This window comes from Nitrospira calida (assembly GCF_976986435.1).
The window spans coordinates 2,224,111-2,238,721 of sequence record NZ_OZ335950.1 but is presented as its reverse complement, the minus strand read 5'-3'; the positions used below and the strand labels follow the sequence as shown (position 1 = coordinate 2,238,721).

Genomic DNA, 14,611 nt, shown 5'->3' with positions numbered 1-14,611 from the left:
GTCACACCACCCGATTAGGCGCCGGCCGCCCTTCCAAGACGGCTTGCACGTTTTCCACGCAGATCATGCCCATCCGGATGCGCGTGTCGAGCGTCGCCGATCCCAGGTGGGGCAGCAACACGACGTTGGGGAGTTTGCGGAGGCCGGGGTGGATCTCCGGTTCCCGTTCGTACACGTCCAGTCCAGCGCCGGCGAGACGCCCGGCACGGAGCGCTTCCACCAGAGCTGCTTCGTCTACCACTGGGCCGCGCGAAGTGTTGATCAAAAACGCGGTGGGCTTCATGTACGCGAATGCCTGCTGGCCGAGCAGATGGTGTGTGTCGGGCGTCAGCGGAACGTGAACCGTGATAAAATCCGACTCGGTCAGCACATCATGGAGCGGCCTGAATTCCCACTGAGGATCGCCCTCCACAGGATGGCGGCCGCTGTAGAGCACCTGCATGCGGAAACCGGCGGCGCGACGCGCCACGGCTTGTCCGATCCGGCCCATGCCGATCACCCCGAGCGTTTTTCCCCAAACGTCGACGCCCAGCATCTGGGTGGGCGCCCAGCCGGTCCATTGGAGCCCCCGCACCAACCGGTCGCCCTCGACGACGCGACGAGCCGTGGCCAGGATCAGGGCCCAAGTCAAGTCGGCAGTCGTCTCGGTCAGCACCTCTGGTGTGTTGGTGACGATGACGCCGCGGGCGTGGGCGGCGTTCAGATCGATGTTGTTGTAACCCACGGCGTAATTGGCCAGGATTTTCAGTTGCGGCGCGAGGCTCAGCACCGCGTCGTCGATCGTCTCCGTCAAGGTACAGATGGCCGCCTCCGCCTCTCGGAGGCCGTCCAGCAGTGCTTGGCGGGACGGGGGGTCGACAGCCGGAACCGCCGTGAGTCGAAACCGCTCGTGGATTACGGCCATGACCGGCTCGGGAAGCAGGCGCGAGAGGTACAAGGCAGGCAACCTCATCGGAAGCGCATCTTAATGGATCGTCGGTCGCACGACAACGCCTGGCAGCCGAAGCCTTGTTCTCTTCGGATCGGTGCGTCTAGAATGGGTCGCCCATGCCGCTCATCCTTCCCGAACGAACCCAGGCTGTCGCCGCGGACCTCCGCCGTCTGATCGGAAGAGCCAAGGTCCTCGACGATTTTCCGACCCTGACTGCCTATGCGGTGGACGCCAGTATCTATCGCGTCACCCCGCAAGCCGTCGTCTTGGTTGACTCGGAGGACGATATTCAGCGGGTTGTGGACTATGCGGTCGTGCGCGGCGTGCCGATCACCCCGCGTGCGGCCGGCACCAACCTGACCGGCTCGGCCATCGGTTCCGGCGTCATCTTGGACGTTTCCCGTCTGAACCGCGTACTCGAACTCAACCGTGAGGAAAAATGGGTGCGCGTCCAGCCCGGCCTCGTCCTGGCTGAACTGAACCAGTACTTGGCACGGTACGAGTTGCTCTTCGGTCCCGACCCCTCCAGCGGGGAGATGTGCAAGCTGGGGGGCATGCTGGCCAACAATTCCTCTGGACCTCATACGCTGCGGTATGGATCGGTGAAGGACAACGTTTTCCGTCTTCGCATCTATCTCGAATCGGGCGGTTGGCTGGAGGCGCGCCCCTATCCGCTCGCCGATCCGGCATGCGAGCAAGTCTGCTCCAGCTATCCCGCGCTTCGTGAGGTGCTCGCGTTGGTGCGCCGCCACTCGGCCCTGATTCAGGCCAAGCGGCCGTCGGTGAGCAAGAACAGTTGCGGGTACAATCTCTTCGGCCTGGTGGAGGGATTGGAGCAGGGCCTGTTCGATCTGCCCAAACTCTTCGTCGGGAGCGAAGGAACATTGGGCATTATCAGCGAAGCGACGCTTCGGCTGGTGGACAGACCCAAAGCCACGCTCACCGCGCTCATTCACTTCCGCTCGCTCGAGGAAGTGGGGGAGGCGGTGCCGCAACTGCTCGGCCTCTCGCCGAGCGCCTTGGAAGTGATGGATGCCAATACGCTCGACCTCATTGGCCGAGCCCGGTACGGCATCCCAGCCGACGCCGCCGCGACCTTGCTGGCTGAGATGGATGCGGACGGGGAGGCGACGGACCTGAAGGAGACGGCCGAACGGATGGCTGCCATCTGCCGTCGCTACCGGCTGGCGGCGGACCTGGCCGTCGCGTTCGACCGTGACCAGCGCGATCAGCTTTGGAAAGCGAGAAAGGCGCTTTATCCGACGCTCTACCGGTTCGACGCTAAAAAGAAACCGATCAACTTCGTGGACGATGTGGTCGTGCGGGCCGATCGGATCGGCGAGTTGATCCGTTATCTGGAGGAGTTCTTCCGCGGCCGACGCATCCCGGTTGCGATCTTTGGGCATATCGGCAACGGCAATGCGCACATCGTGCCCCTGTTGGATGTAAATGACGAGCGCGATTTTGCACAGATGGTCGAAAGCTATCATGATATTCACCGGACCGTCCTCGGGCGGTTCGGCGGCTCGATCTGCGGCGAGCACGGCGACGGACGGGTGCGCGCCGCATACGTCCGCCACATGTTTGGCGAGGAGCTGTACGAGCTGTTCGTCCGGGTCAAGCGCGCGTTCGATCCGGCCGGCATCCTCAATCCCGGCGTCAAGATCAGCGATGTCCCGTTCACCGACCATATCGATTACGTGCGGCTGTCCAAGCCCTGCGCCACCTGCGCCAAGTGCAATTCGGTTTGTCCGGTGTACGACGTCTTCCAGTCGGAGGACATGAGCTCGCGGGGTTGGTTCGAGATCGTCACCTCGAAGGACTACAGCTATCTCAACTCCCGGCGGGTGGTCGAGGCCTGTCTCAACTGTAAGTCCTGCCGGACCGTCTGTCCGGCCGGCGTAGACGTGGCCGAGCTGATTCTCAGACGGCGGGCCGAGCATCCGAACCGGGCGGCCGGGCTGATTTTCAAATTACACGCTCGGCCTTGGCTGTTCGAGCCTCTCCTCAAACTGGCTGCGCGGACTCAATGGTTATGGGATCGACCGGGCGCTAGGGCGTGGCTGGAGCGCCTCTCGCGTCCGTTCATGCGGCTGATCGCGGAGCGCGCGCGGATTCCGCGCGAGATGGTCCTGCCGAAGCTCGCCCGCCGCCATCTGCGGGAACGATATCCCGAATTGGTCGAGCGGGCCTGCGGCGGCCGCGGAGGCGTCGCCTACTTTCACGGCTGTGCGGCCAACTATTTCGACGACGGCGTAGGCGATGCCGTCATCGCCGTGTTGCGGCGGCATGGCGTGGAGCCGGCGCTGCCGCCGCAGCGTTGCTCGGGTACGCCGATCGAAACCTACGGCCACGTGAATTTGGTCAAAGAGGGGGCGCGGTTCAACCTGCGGTCCTTTGCCTCGTACGACACGATTATCACCGGCTGCGCTTCCTGCACGCTCATGCTGAAGGATTATCCCAAGTTGTTTGCGGGCGAGCCGGAGCAGCAGGCGGCCGAGCGGTTGGCCGGGAAGGTCATGCACATTTCGGAGTTTGTGGCCAATTCGCCGAAGGTGCCAGCGACCCGAACCGCGTCGCCGCGGCTGCGCCGGTTGACCTACCATTCGTCCTGCCACCTCCGTGCGGCCGGCGTGACCAAAGAGCCGCGCCGGATTCTGGCAGCGTTGCCCGGCGTCGAGTTCGTCGAGATGCAGGACGCCGATCGCTGTGCGGGCGGGGCAGGCACCTACATCGTCAAGGACTATGACACGTCCCAGAAGATCTTCGAACGCAAGCGGCGGGTGATCGAGCAGAGTGGCGCGGAGATTGTGGCGACCAGTTGCCCGGCCTGCATGATCCAATTGACCAATGGACTGCGAGGACGAGTCCAGATCAAGCATGTGGCGCAGGTGCTGCAGGAGGCCTATGAGGCAGCGGGGCAGGCTGACGAAGGACAGGGGTCGGGAACCTGATGTTCAAGAAGGCGGACTGGATCTTCGTCGCTCTGGCCGTTCTGGTCGTTATCGGTGTTTCGTTGTTGCCGTCGCCGCGCGATCAGAACCCTCCGGTGCCCGACACTCAGGACCACCGGGCAATAACGGCTGAACCGGAGTGCCTCCGCTGCCATGTTGTCGGCGGCGCCCGACCTTTGCCGGCCCGGCATCCGAAACGGCAAGATTGCTTTCGATGCCACAGGCGGATGTGAGCGGGGAATTGGGGGTGCCGGGATAGCAGGATCGGGATAATGAAAAAATGAAAAGGGTAGCGGGTTAACGAGGGACCGAGGTAAAGAGCAGGGGAAGGAGGAGAACGAGTTGGCGGTAACTCGATATCCCCTGACTTTGATACCTCGATGCGCCGTGACCCCGAAATCGTTGCGCAATGGAGCAGGGAGATGGTGACAGTATTGTTGTTCGGGCTCACGCTGCGCGACAGCGTGGGGGAGTCGGAAGTGGGAGTGGAAATCAGCGGGCCGATGTCTGTGAAGAAGCTCATCGAAGCCAATCAGGACCGATTGGCTGGTCTCCTGCCCTTCATGAATAGGGGAGAATTGCTGGTTACTGTCAACAAAAAGGTCGGGACGCTCGATTCGACTGTGAAAGACGGGGATGTCGTCAAGCTCACCCATCAATTTAATCCGACCTATGAAGGCGCACGCTGGCACAATCCCTAAACAGCGGCCCTGATGAAGGGCAAGAAACGGGAGCAAGGAAGAAGGGAGCTACACGCGGCGTGAGGTCCGGCTCGTCGGCCGGGCCGACAACGGATCGTCGGGCCAGGGGTGCTTGGGATACCGGCCGCGCAGTTCTTTCCGCACCTCCGGATAGGCTGAGGTCCAGAAGCTTGCAAGATCCTGGGTGATCTGGACCGGCCGCCCGGCGGGGGAGAGCAGGTGCAGGCTGACCGGAACCTTGCCGTCTGCGACGCGAGGGGTCTCGCAGCAACCGAACAATTCCTGTAATCGGACCGCCAGCACAGGGACGTCGCCTGCTTCATAGTCCAGTCGGATGCGGGACCCACTTGGGACGACGAGATAGGTGGGCGCGAGCCGGTCGAGTCGCCCTTGCTGCTCGCGGGTCAGCAAAGCTTGCAAGGGGCCGGCGAGATCGAGGTGCTGAAGGGCATCGAGCCGAGTCACACCGTCCAGGAACGGCCCCAGCCAGCGTTCCAGACCTTCGAGCAGCGCTTCATCAGAAACGTCGGGCCAGCTCGACGCAGGGCCCTCTACGCGACGCAGAAACGCGACCCTCGCCCGCCATTGCCGCAACTCCTTGGTCCAGGGCAACGACGCCAGGCCTTTCCGCCGAACACCCGACAACAACGCCGCAGTGATCTGCGCAGGGGCGGGATGTAAAATCGGTTGCTCCGCGAGCACCAGTTCCCCGAGCCGGCGTTGCCGTCTGGCCCGCACCGCTTGCGTCCGTTCATCCCACCACACGCTCTCCACCTCCCGAATCTGATCGCCGCAGTAGGTTTCGAGTTCCTCTTGCGACACGGGCGCAGCCAGATCGATCCTCGCCCACTGGGTCCCGGCGTCCAAGTCGGCGATGACGAGATAGGCCCCCGATGCAAGGGGTTCCGGCTGCGGGAAACACGCACCCCGGCCGTTGGCCAACACGTATCGACGATCGGTCCCGCGCTGGCGTTGCGCGATCCGATCCGGATAGGCGAAGGCCAGCAGCACGCCCAGTCGTTCGGGATCGTCCTTCCCGGAGGCGAGAATCTTGAGTTGTCGCCGCCACTGCTCCGCCACCTGCCGCACGCGCTGACAGGCCGTCCGGTCCACACTGATTCTGGGCAGGCTGGCGAGGTCGTGCTCGCCGAGCGCCCCTTGCGGCTCACCGCTCCTCTGGAATTCGTGCAACACATCCAGCCGTAGTCGCAGATCTGCGTTTCGCCACCCGGGCTGGCTCCGCAGGACATCTCGCTCGCTAAGCAAGGCGGCGACCTCGCAGGCGAGGCCGCCAAGATCAAGGGGAATCGCGTTCAGGATCATGTGCGCCAGGCGGGGATGCAGCGCCAGTTCCGCCATCTGCCGGCCATGTGGTGTGATCCGGCCCTGGTTATCCAGCGCGCCCAGACGGATGAGGAGGTCCTTGGCCTGGGCAACGGCGCCGGCCGGCGGCGGGTCGAGCCAGGAGAGGGCGTAAGGATCAGCGGCGCCCCAAGCCGCGAGTTCCAGCAACATCGGCGCGAGATCCGCCTCCAGGATTTCAGGCGGTCGGCGAGCGGCCAGGGTCTGCTGCTCGGCGGCGGTCCACAGGCGGTAGCAGACGCCGGGTTCCACTCGTCCGGCGCGGCCCCGACGCTGTTCGGCCGAATCCTGAGTCACTCGAATCGTCTCCAGCCGGGTCAGACCGGTGCGCGGATCGAACCGTGGTGTGCGCAAGAAGCCGGCGTCGATGACGACCCGAATCCCGTCGATCGTCAAACTGGTTTCCGCAATGGAGGTGGCTAGGACGATCTTGCGTGTGCCCGGCGGCGCCGGTCTGATCGCCTGATCCTGCGCTTCTTGCGGCAGGTCGCCGTGCAACGGTGCGATGAGCACGGTGGGGTCGAGGCGCGACTCTAAGAGTCGTCGTTCCACCCGCCTGATTTCGGCCATGCCGGGCAGGAACACCAAGAGGCTGCCCCGCTCTTGCTTCAGAGCGCGTTGGACGATCCGGACCACTTCTTGATCCAGCGGTCCTGAGGCCGGGCGGTCCAGGTAGCGGGTGTCCACAGGAAACAGGCGCCCTTCGCAGGCAATGATCGGAGCATGGTTCAACAGGTCCGCGACCGTGCCGCCGTTCAACGTCGCCGACATGACGAGCAGGCGAAGGTCCGGTCGAAAAAGGCGTTGCGCGTCGAGACACAGGGCGAGACCGAGGTCCGCGTGCAGACTCCGTTCGTGGAACTCGTCGAAGATGACGATCGCGTACTCGGCGAGGGACGGATCCTCCTGCAACAGGCGGGTGAGGATGCCTTCGGTCACCACCTCGATGCGCGTCGTCGGTCCGATCTTTGACTCGAGGCGCATGCGATAGCCGACCGTCCGGCCAACGGCTTCGCCGAGCGTCATAGCCATAAAGTGGGCGGCCGCGCGCGCCGCAAGGCGGCGGGGCTCCAGCATGACAATCCGCCGGCCCTGCAACCACGGCTCATCAAGCAACGCCAGCGGCACGCGGGTTGTTTTCCCCGCTCCGGGCGGGGCGGTCAAGACTGCGGTGCGGCCCCGCGCCAGTATGTGCCGAAGCTCGGGCAGCACACCTTCAATTGGCAGCCTGGTCATGGTAGGGTGCAGCCGCTATGATAGCCTGCCGAGCACTGTATCACACCGGTTAGTTTGCTTCAGATCGCGAGGATAGAAAGAAGGGAAACAATCCATGGCCAAGCTCACATGGACCAAGAGAAAACCCACGGTGCCTGGATGGTATTGGTATCGCGGCGAAGCCCATGAGGCGGACCCGTTCATCGTGCAGGTGGATGAGGTCGGGCACTTTCAGTGGCCGGATGGCGGCTTTCAGGAAGTCACGTTGACGCACGGCGAATGGGCCGGCCCGATCGAGCCGCCGGAGGAGCCGTGACAAGCCTCGACCTCCACGGTCCGGCGAACGGCTCCGCGAGCCGGCATGCCTTCAGCAGGGCCGCCGGGCGATTCGGCGATAGGCGAAGGGTGATCGGAATACGGCGCGATGAGCGCTCGGCTGCATAAGATTCTCATCATGGGCTCGGTGGGAAACGTCCTGGAGTGGTACGACTTTGCCCTCTACGGATACTTCGCTCCGGTTCTTGCGACGCTGTTCTTCCCGGGCGACAGTGCGTTGGCGTCGCTCCTGTCAACGTTCGGCGTCTTCGCCATTGGATTCTTCGCGCGGCCGCTAGGCGCCGTCCTGTTCGGGCATGTGGGCGATACGTGCAGCCGCAGGACGGCGCTCGTGTGGTCCGTCATGCTGATGGCGGTGCCGACCTGTCTGCTGGGCCTGTTGCCGACGCACGACGAAATTGGCGTCGCGGCCCCGCTCTTGCTGATCCTTCTGCGCCTGTTGCAGGGCCTCTCAGTCGGGGGCGAATTTGTTGGATCCATGGCGTTTCTGGTCGAACACGCCCCCGTCGGGCGGCGCGGCTACGCGGGAAGTTGGAGCGAGTTCAGCGCCCAAGTGGGCATCCTGCTCGGCTCCGGCACAAGCGCGCTCCTCGCCGCGACCCTGTCTCACGAGGCGCTTTACGCCTGGGGCTGGCGCGTACCGTTTCTCCTGGGCGTGCTCGTCGCGCTGGTGGCTGTGTACATGCGGACCGGCATCGAAGAGTCGCCGGAGTTTGAACGTCTCAAGAAGACCGAGACGGTGCCGCGGTTTCCGCTCCTCGAGGTGCTGCGCCACCGGCGAGCCGAACTGGCGCAGGCGGTGGGAATCATCCTGCTCTACGCCGCGTCGTTCTACTTGGTGTTCGTCTATCTCATCACGTACGAGTCGCGCGTGCTGGCGTATCCGCTTGGCCTCGCCATGGTAAGCAACACCCTCGGGCTCGCGGTCTTTGCGATCCTCGTGCCCGTCATGGGTGCGCTGTCAGATCGTGTCGGCCGGCGCGCTCCGCTGCTGGTCGGAGCCGCCGGCCTTTTCCTGCTGGCCTATCCGCTGTTCACCCTGCTGGAACGGCAGACCTTCGCCGCGATCCTCGGCGCTCAACTGACCTTCGCGCTGCTGGTCGCGTGCTATGCCGGTCCGATGTGCGCCACCGTGGCGGAGCTCTTTCCTCCACAAGGTCGCTACACCGGCCTCTCTGTCGCCTACAACCTGGCGCTGGCATTGTTCGGCGGAACGGTTCCGTTGGTCGCCACCTTTCTGATCGAGCGCAGCGGCAGCGTGATGGCGCCCGGTTGGTATCTGCTGGCCTGCGCCGTCGTCTCCGGCGCGACCGTGCTCTATGCCGTGCCGCCGTTCTGGCGTCGGGAGGTGGTCGAAGCGCCGGTGTCGGAGTGAGCGACTACTGAAGAACGAGGTTGTCAGCCGGCCGGCTGCCAGGGTTGGATGGAGGTTGTGGTTCCACCCGGGGTCACGAAGGCGCGGACATAATCGCCCTCCTTGAACTCCCCTTTCTGGGTTGCTTCGGTGATCATCAGCCGGACTTCGATCCGTTCGGGATCCTTGAGCACCAGCACGTAATTGGGGCCGATTTCCTTCACGCGTCCTTCGATGTTTCCTCGAATCGGCCCTTTAAGATCGCTTGTGCTCTCCAGTGCACACCCTGCGAGGCTGAAGAGCAGGAGAGTCGCCGGCAGCCAGTGTGCAAGTCGCATGTGTCCCCACCTCCTTGCCGTGATTGCCGTTTTTCATATCGAAATAAGATCAAATTCTGCGGGGACAAGAGGGGGCTGACCTTCGCCGATTCGGAACGGGCGCCGCTGCGGCCTGGTGAGTTGAGTCCGCGTTCTGGCAGCCGTAGAATTTAAATTCAAAGGGAGCGAAGGCCTTCTCTCCAAGCGCGTGGGCCCGGACCGCGTTGCGGAGCCAAGGAGGTGGGCGTATGGGACGGCGAAGGTCAGGGAAAGCAAGGTTCTCCTGGCGGCGTGCGCTCAGAATCGGAACGATCAGCCTTGTCGCGGCGGCCAGCGCCAGCGTCGCGAGCGGAACCGGTTCGGTGTTTGATCCGTCGCCGGGGGTGAATCTTCGGAACGGATGGCGCATTTTCATGTACGGTGTGACGGCGCAAGGTCGAATCGTCCAAAACAGCCACGGCATGGAGGGAATCGGCTGCGCGATGTGTCACGGGGAGGACGGCCGTGGCGGCAGTCTGCACGGCATGTTCGCGCCGAACATCACGTTTGCCTTTCTCAGCGATCCGCGGGGCTATCGAGACCAGCGCGGCCGGTGGCGACCGGCCTATAATGAGGAATCGGTCAAAGCGGCCATCGTTGCCGGCATTGACGCCGGAGGTAATCCGCTCGATCCTGAAATGCCGCGCTGGACGGGCCTGACGGCGAAAGATCTGGAGGACCTGATCGGCTATCTCAAGCGACTGGGCCCGCCGACCGGAGAACAGCGTTTCGGAGCGGAGGGAATCTAACATGGAAGTGCCCAGGCCGTGAGCCGCAATATTCTCATCGTTAGCGCCCATCCCGACGATATGGAAATCGGCATGGGTGGGACGGTCGCGAGGCTGGCCTTGGAAAAATCGACCATCACGTCGGTTGTCGTGACCAATGGCGGACGGGCGTCGAATCCGTTCGGCTGGACCGAACAGCGGATGGCCGAGGTGCGACGGGAGGAGGCCCTGCGGGCGGCTCGTATCCTCGGTGTGAAGAATGTGCGGTTCCTTGACGAGCCAGACGAGGCCAATGAGATTGATATCAACTCGGCCAGCCAGACCCTTCAGGGCATTCTTGCGCAAGTGAGGCCGGACGAAGTCTATACGCTGCATCCGGACCAGGATCGGCATCCCGCGCATCGGTTAACCGGCAGACTGGTCTGCGAAAGCCTTAGGGAGATTGGCTGCAGGCCAAGCGGCGGCCTCTGGGCCTACGAAGTCTGGGGACCGTTCGCGACGTGGGACCGCCTTGAATATATCGACGCCACCGTAGCGAAGAAGATGCTGGCCATTGCCGAGCATCAGAGCCAGATCGCGACCATTCCCTATGGAGAAGGTGTCCTGGGATTGAACCGCTGGCGCGCCGTGTTTGCTGATCCCAAAGCCAGCGCCCCGGCCGGCGCCTATGCGGAGGTCTTTCTCAGGGTCACGTTCTGACTTCGAAGAAGGCACTATTCTACGCGAACCCATCAGGGGTTGGCGGTTCATTCGGGAGATGCGCGTGAGGGCTATCACTGGCCGGGGACCTGCGCGTTGTCTGGTCGGATGGTGTGGTTCGATTGTCTGAGGGCCGATTATTTTTTCAAACAGAGGGAGGAGACCCTGACGATGAATTTGACGACCACTTTCATCGGCGTCTTTTGTGGCATTGTCTTAGTCGCCTGGCACAGCCTGGCTGCGGAACCGTCTGAAGTGGAGACGTTCGTGAACGCCCGCGTCGAGATCGGCGAGATGATGATGAAGTATTTCCAGGACGGCGAGCGGTTCGGGGAAAGTCAGCGTCCGTCGTCTGAGCGCATGCGCGAGATAGGTGCGGATATCCATGCGAAGCTCACCACGCTTTTGGCGAAGTATGGACTGACGGTCGAAGAGTACCGGCGCCGCAGTGCGGAGGTGTTCGCCGATGACGCGGCGGTCAAGCAGTATCTCGATCAACATCCGGACTTGAAGCGGCGGTATGAAGCGCTGCCGCTAGATCGGATGGGACGCGGTGGCAGCGGGAGGGGATACTGAGCGGCAGCCGGCCTTTTGGGTACCCTCGCCCTTTAGGCTGCCCAGCAGCATGACAATCCTGGCTACGGTGAGAGGCTAGGGGCTTGAGGTGAAGAGGAGGCTCGATGGTCGAAAAACATGCCGAAAAGCTTTGTGGAATGCGACAGCCGGTGGAGAGTGGGCCGACCGAACCGGGTCTTGTGGGGTATGGCCCAGACAGCGCTAGTTATGCCGCATCGGGCAGATCCGTTCGCGTGGTTGCTGATTCCTGAGCCTCCGGTTTCGCGCCGGCCTGCGACGACAAATAGGAGGCGCCCATCACGATCAGCGTCACCAGGACAATAAACAAAGCCGTGCTGTCCATGATAGAGCCGAGCACATCCTCGCTCATCTGCCGGTCACCTCCTTTCTCTGCTGCGGCGAGCGGTGGGGACGGTCGCCGCCACCGCTTCAGCCGCGTTTCAAGCGAGACGCTTGTGCCTGTCCTGTGCTTACGCAGCCGGTTTCACCGGGGCCGTGTTTTTGATGAACGCGATGATCGGGTTAATATCCTCGCGCGAGTAATAATTTTTCCTCACACCGACTTCCAGCACTTCTATCGCTTCGCGCACCAGTTCGGAAGCCAACGTCTCGTTTTTGTCATTGTGGGCTTTTGCGGCACGGTCGAGGAGGCGAAGCACAGAAGCTTGCGGTGTTCGAGGATCGTTGAGAAACACGGCCCGATATTCCTTCTTGTTCAACTCTTGCTCAATCTGCTTGACCCATAGTGCCTGGTAGCTGTCGTCTCCGGCAACCCACCCGATCCAATCGGCGGCCCAGGTGTACGATGGAATCAGTGGCGATACAGCGCTCACCAGGGTCAATCCGCCGAAAATTGCCACCGCCAGAATGGCTTTCGACATACGTATCCCTCCTTTCTCCGCGACCGTTTCTCACCGTCCAGCGCCGGCTGATGGCGAGAAACTGATGCAAGGTCAGCATTAGGTATAAATACCCTGTAGACAAAGTCAAGGCACGGCGCCCGGACTTGTCCTCTATGGTCGGCTGGACCGCCCGGTTGACAAGGCAGACAAGAGTGTTACCACAAATTATCCCGTATAAGGTTTCGACATGTGCCTCGTCGGACGCCAGTGCGATGCGGCGGTCAACGAGAGGCAGGCGTTCCGGTCTGAGGCGAATCGCAAGCCATGCGGTTCGCCTAGCCCGAGACGGATTGTCCGGGATCCGAAAGCAGATGCGTTGCCATGAAGAAAGGAGGAGGTGCGAAGATCATGCGGATGTCGAGAACGTTTTTGATCGTCGCCTTGCTATCCGCTACGGTCAGTCTCGTGGGTTTTCGAGGGGATGTAACGCAGCTGAGTGACCAGCAAATTGAAGCGGCGATTCTGCAACGGTTGGCCATGGATGGGCGGCTTGTCGATGCCAAAAGTATCACGGTCAAGGTGGAACAAGGCGCGGTGACGCTTGGCGGGACGGTCATGAACCTGGACGACAAATTGCTGGCCGAAGAGATCGTCAGCGGCACGATGGTCGGCATCAGATCCTTAAAGAATGAGATCACGGTCGTGCGGCCTTCGACGAAGGACGACGATATCCGAAAAGCGGTGGAAGCCGCGCTTCGATCGGTGCCGGCGTTGCACGAAAGCAAGCTGAACAAGATCGCGGTGCTCGTCCACGAAGGCGATGTGGTGCTGAAAGGCACGGTAGAAAAGCCACTGCACAGCCGCGTGGCCCAAAGGGCGGCGGAGGCCGTCCGCGGTGTCGTCTCCGTGGCGAACTTGCTGAAAGTGGTCGGGAAACCGAGGCCCGATCATGCGATCGAGAAGGATGTCGTGGCGTATCTTCAGTGGGCTCCCTATGCTGACTTGGACCGGATCGAGTATAAGGTCGAAGATGGTGTCGTGAAGCTCAAGGGGACGGTCCAGCACTTAGCGGACAAGTACGCGCTGGCCAACGATATCGAAAAAATCCAAGGAGTGACCGGAGTGGACGTCTCTCAGGTGGTGGTGACCAAGGTTCAGCAGAAAGGATGAGAATAGTGCCGGTGTCGTCCGCGACTGGATGCGAGGTGGTCACCGTCCGCCCCACAGCCGTTCGCGGAGACTCATGGCGCACCGTGCCCAGTAGTGGCCTATTTCCTGGAGGAATGCGCTCACCGCATCGGTTCCCGCAAGGGCGATGCGGTGCATGCGCACGAGGATTCGTCTCGTCGCTGCCTCCATGGTCCGAAGGACGAGCAGCGTGGAAAGCGCTCCGTTCTGGTGAGCTTCTAAAATGAAGTCCCACAATGACGGTTGCTCCGCGGCGTAACGCTTCTGGTGCTTCATGCAGCGGTCGCACAGGATCATGTATTTGCCGAGTGGAAGGAGCCGGATATAAAAAGCCCGATGGGAAGCGTCTGCCGTGATGCTGCAGCAACTGCACGAGTAACCACCGAAACCCATAGTGTCCCGCCTACGAGCCGTTCAGACATCCCGAGCCGTGCTTCTCGAAGCCGTGAACGGCCGTTCTTCGTCTGCCATTAAACACCCACCCTCGCCGCGTTTCCACGTGGGAAAACCACGTGGGATGGACTACAGAGGCTCTGAGGTCGCCGACCTTGCTTCCGGTGAGAGCCAAGAACGATCGCCTGCCATCACGAGGTCCGACGACGGAAACATCCTCCGTTGCAAAGAAGGCATTGGTTCCACGGTTCGATTCCGCTAGACTCGCAGTTGACCATGGAGCCAAGCGAAACCCAAACGAGCCGGTTGGCGTTCGTCTTCGATCTAGACGGGACGTTGGTGGACAGCGTCTACCAGCATGTTCTGGCATGGCGGGAGGCCTTTCAGGCCGTCGGGATCGAGCTGGCCGTCTGGCGCATTCACCGGCAGATCGGTATGAGCGGCGGGCTGCTCCTCCATGCGCTGCTGCGAGAGATCGGACGGTCGGTGACGCAGGACGAGGTCGAGCGGATCCAGCGGCGGCACGCGGAGGCCTATGCGCGGCAGGTCGGGTCGATTCGTCCGCTTCCGGGCGTGCGCGAGCTGCTCGATACTCTGTCGCAGCATGACGTGCCGTTTGCGATCGCGACGAGCGGGCGCATGGAAAGCGCGGGGAAGGCTCTGACGCTCCTGAACCTCGACGCTCGCGTGCCCGTAGTCACCCGCGATCAGGTCCTGCACGCGAAACCGGATCCGGACGTCTTCATCGCCGCGGCGCGACGCCTCGGCGTTCCCGTCAATCACTGCGTGGTGGTCGGAGACAGCGTCTGGGATATGCTCGCCGCTCGCCGGGCTTGGGCCTTGGGAGTAGGTCTTTTGTCAGGGGGCTATGGGCAGGACGAACTGGAACGTGCGGGCGCTTATCGGGTGTACCAAGATCCGGCCGACCTTCTGCGCCATCTGGATGAAGTCGGGGTGCGGCTGGCCTGAGAGTTGG

15 protein-coding genes are annotated in these 14,611 nt (G+C 62.5%); 9 read left to right on the top strand and 6 right to left on the bottom strand.

Going from position 1 to position 14,611, the window contains the following annotated elements; translation table 11 throughout:
* Position 1: 1 nt before the first annotated feature.
* The gene (locus ACWHTU_RS10945) at positions 2–952 is read right to left on the bottom strand and encodes a 2-hydroxyacid dehydrogenase (protein ID WP_447859392.1); all 951 of its coding nucleotides are present in this window, start codon (positions 950–952) and stop codon (positions 2–4) included.
* A gap of 95 nt (positions 953–1,047) precedes the next feature.
* Between ACWHTU_RS10945 and ACWHTU_RS10940 the strand changes: the two genes are divergently transcribed.
* Together ACWHTU_RS10940 and ACWHTU_RS10935 are read left to right on the top strand one after the other, a co-directional pair.
* Positions 1,048–3,885: an FAD-binding and (Fe-S)-binding domain-containing protein gene (locus tag ACWHTU_RS10940; protein ID WP_447859391.1), complete on the top strand. Its 2,838-nt coding sequence runs from the start codon at positions 1,048–1,050 to the stop codon at positions 3,883–3,885.
* 422 nt (positions 3,886–4,307) lie between these two features.
* The gene (locus tag ACWHTU_RS10935; protein ID WP_447859390.1) at positions 4,308–4,586 is read left to right on the top strand and encodes a MoaD/ThiS family protein; all 279 of its coding nucleotides are present in this window, start codon (positions 4,308–4,310) and stop codon (positions 4,584–4,586) included.
* A 48-nt stretch (positions 4,587–4,634) separates the two neighbouring features.
* On the opposite strand, the gene hrpB is transcribed toward ACWHTU_RS10935, so the two are convergent.
* Entirely contained in the window at positions 4,635–7,184 is a 2,550-nt protein-coding gene (gene hrpB / locus ACWHTU_RS10930) for an ATP-dependent helicase HrpB (RefSeq protein ID WP_447859389.1), read from the bottom strand.
* Positions 7,185–7,278: 94 nt separating this feature from the next.
* On the opposite strand from hrpB, the gene ACWHTU_RS10925 reads away from it, so the two are divergent.
* The gene (locus ACWHTU_RS10925) at positions 7,279–7,479 is read left to right on the top strand and encodes a hypothetical protein (protein WP_447859388.1); all 201 of its coding nucleotides are present in this window, start codon (positions 7,279–7,281) and stop codon (positions 7,477–7,479) included.
* A 108-nt stretch (positions 7,480–7,587) separates the two neighbouring features.
* Positions 7,588–8,874 (top strand): MFS transporter, encoded by a 1,287-nt coding sequence (locus tag ACWHTU_RS10920; RefSeq protein ID WP_447859387.1) that lies wholly within the window; start codon positions 7,588–7,590, stop codon positions 8,872–8,874.
* 23 nt (positions 8,875–8,897) lie between these two features.
* Here the strand turns inward: ACWHTU_RS10920 and ACWHTU_RS10915 are convergent, their stop codons facing one another.
* On the bottom strand, positions 8,898–9,191 hold the full coding sequence (locus tag ACWHTU_RS10915; protein WP_447859386.1) for a hypothetical protein: 294 nt from the start codon (positions 9,189–9,191) through the stop codon (positions 8,898–8,900).
* A gap of 227 nt (positions 9,192–9,418) precedes the next feature.
* Between ACWHTU_RS10915 and ACWHTU_RS10910 the strand changes: the two genes are divergently transcribed.
* The 3 genes from ACWHTU_RS10910 to ACWHTU_RS10900 all read left to right on the top strand — a co-directional run bounded on the left by ACWHTU_RS10910 (position 9,419) and on the right by ACWHTU_RS10900 (position 11,212).
* Positions 9,419–9,958, top strand: coding sequence for a c-type cytochrome (locus ACWHTU_RS10910; protein WP_447859385.1), 540 nt, complete (start codon positions 9,419–9,421; stop codon positions 9,956–9,958).
* 18 nt (positions 9,959–9,976) lie between these two features.
* The gene (locus ACWHTU_RS10905) at positions 9,977–10,636 is read left to right on the top strand and encodes a PIG-L deacetylase family protein (RefSeq protein WP_447859384.1); all 660 of its coding nucleotides are present in this window, start codon (positions 9,977–9,979) and stop codon (positions 10,634–10,636) included.
* 171 nt (positions 10,637–10,807) lie between these two features.
* A complete protein-coding gene (locus ACWHTU_RS10900; protein WP_447859383.1) occupies positions 10,808–11,212 on the top strand; it encodes a hypothetical protein in 405 nt (134 codons plus the stop codon).
* 205 nt (positions 11,213–11,417) lie between these two features.
* Here the strand turns inward: ACWHTU_RS10900 and ACWHTU_RS10895 are convergent, their stop codons facing one another.
* Together ACWHTU_RS10895 and ACWHTU_RS10890 are read right to left on the bottom strand one after the other, a co-directional pair.
* Positions 11,418–11,582: a hypothetical protein gene (locus ACWHTU_RS10895; protein WP_447859382.1), complete on the bottom strand. Its 165-nt coding sequence runs from the start codon at positions 11,580–11,582 to the stop codon at positions 11,418–11,420.
* A 100-nt stretch (positions 11,583–11,682) separates the two neighbouring features.
* Complete coding sequence (locus ACWHTU_RS10890) at positions 11,683–12,093, bottom strand: hypothetical protein (RefSeq protein ID WP_447859381.1); 411 nt, start codon at positions 12,091–12,093, stop codon at positions 11,683–11,685.
* 375 nt (positions 12,094–12,468) lie between these two features.
* On the opposite strand from ACWHTU_RS10890, the gene ACWHTU_RS10885 reads away from it, so the two are divergent.
* The gene (locus ACWHTU_RS10885) at positions 12,469–13,224 is read left to right on the top strand and encodes a BON domain-containing protein (protein ID WP_447859380.1); all 756 of its coding nucleotides are present in this window, start codon (positions 12,469–12,471) and stop codon (positions 13,222–13,224) included.
* Positions 13,225–13,263: 39 nt separating this feature from the next.
* Here ACWHTU_RS10885 and ACWHTU_RS10880 read toward each other — a convergent pair whose 3' ends face one another.
* The gene (locus ACWHTU_RS10880; protein ID WP_447859379.1) at positions 13,264–13,635 is read right to left on the bottom strand and encodes a hypothetical protein; all 372 of its coding nucleotides are present in this window, start codon (positions 13,633–13,635) and stop codon (positions 13,264–13,266) included.
* Between the two features lie 276 nt (positions 13,636–13,911).
* Here ACWHTU_RS10880 and ACWHTU_RS10875 point away from each other — a divergent pair, with 276 nt between their 5' ends.
* Positions 13,912–14,604: an HAD family hydrolase gene (locus tag ACWHTU_RS10875; protein ID WP_447859378.1), complete on the top strand. Its 693-nt coding sequence runs from the start codon at positions 13,912–13,914 to the stop codon at positions 14,602–14,604.
* The last annotated feature ends 7 nt before the right edge of the window (positions 14,605–14,611 follow it).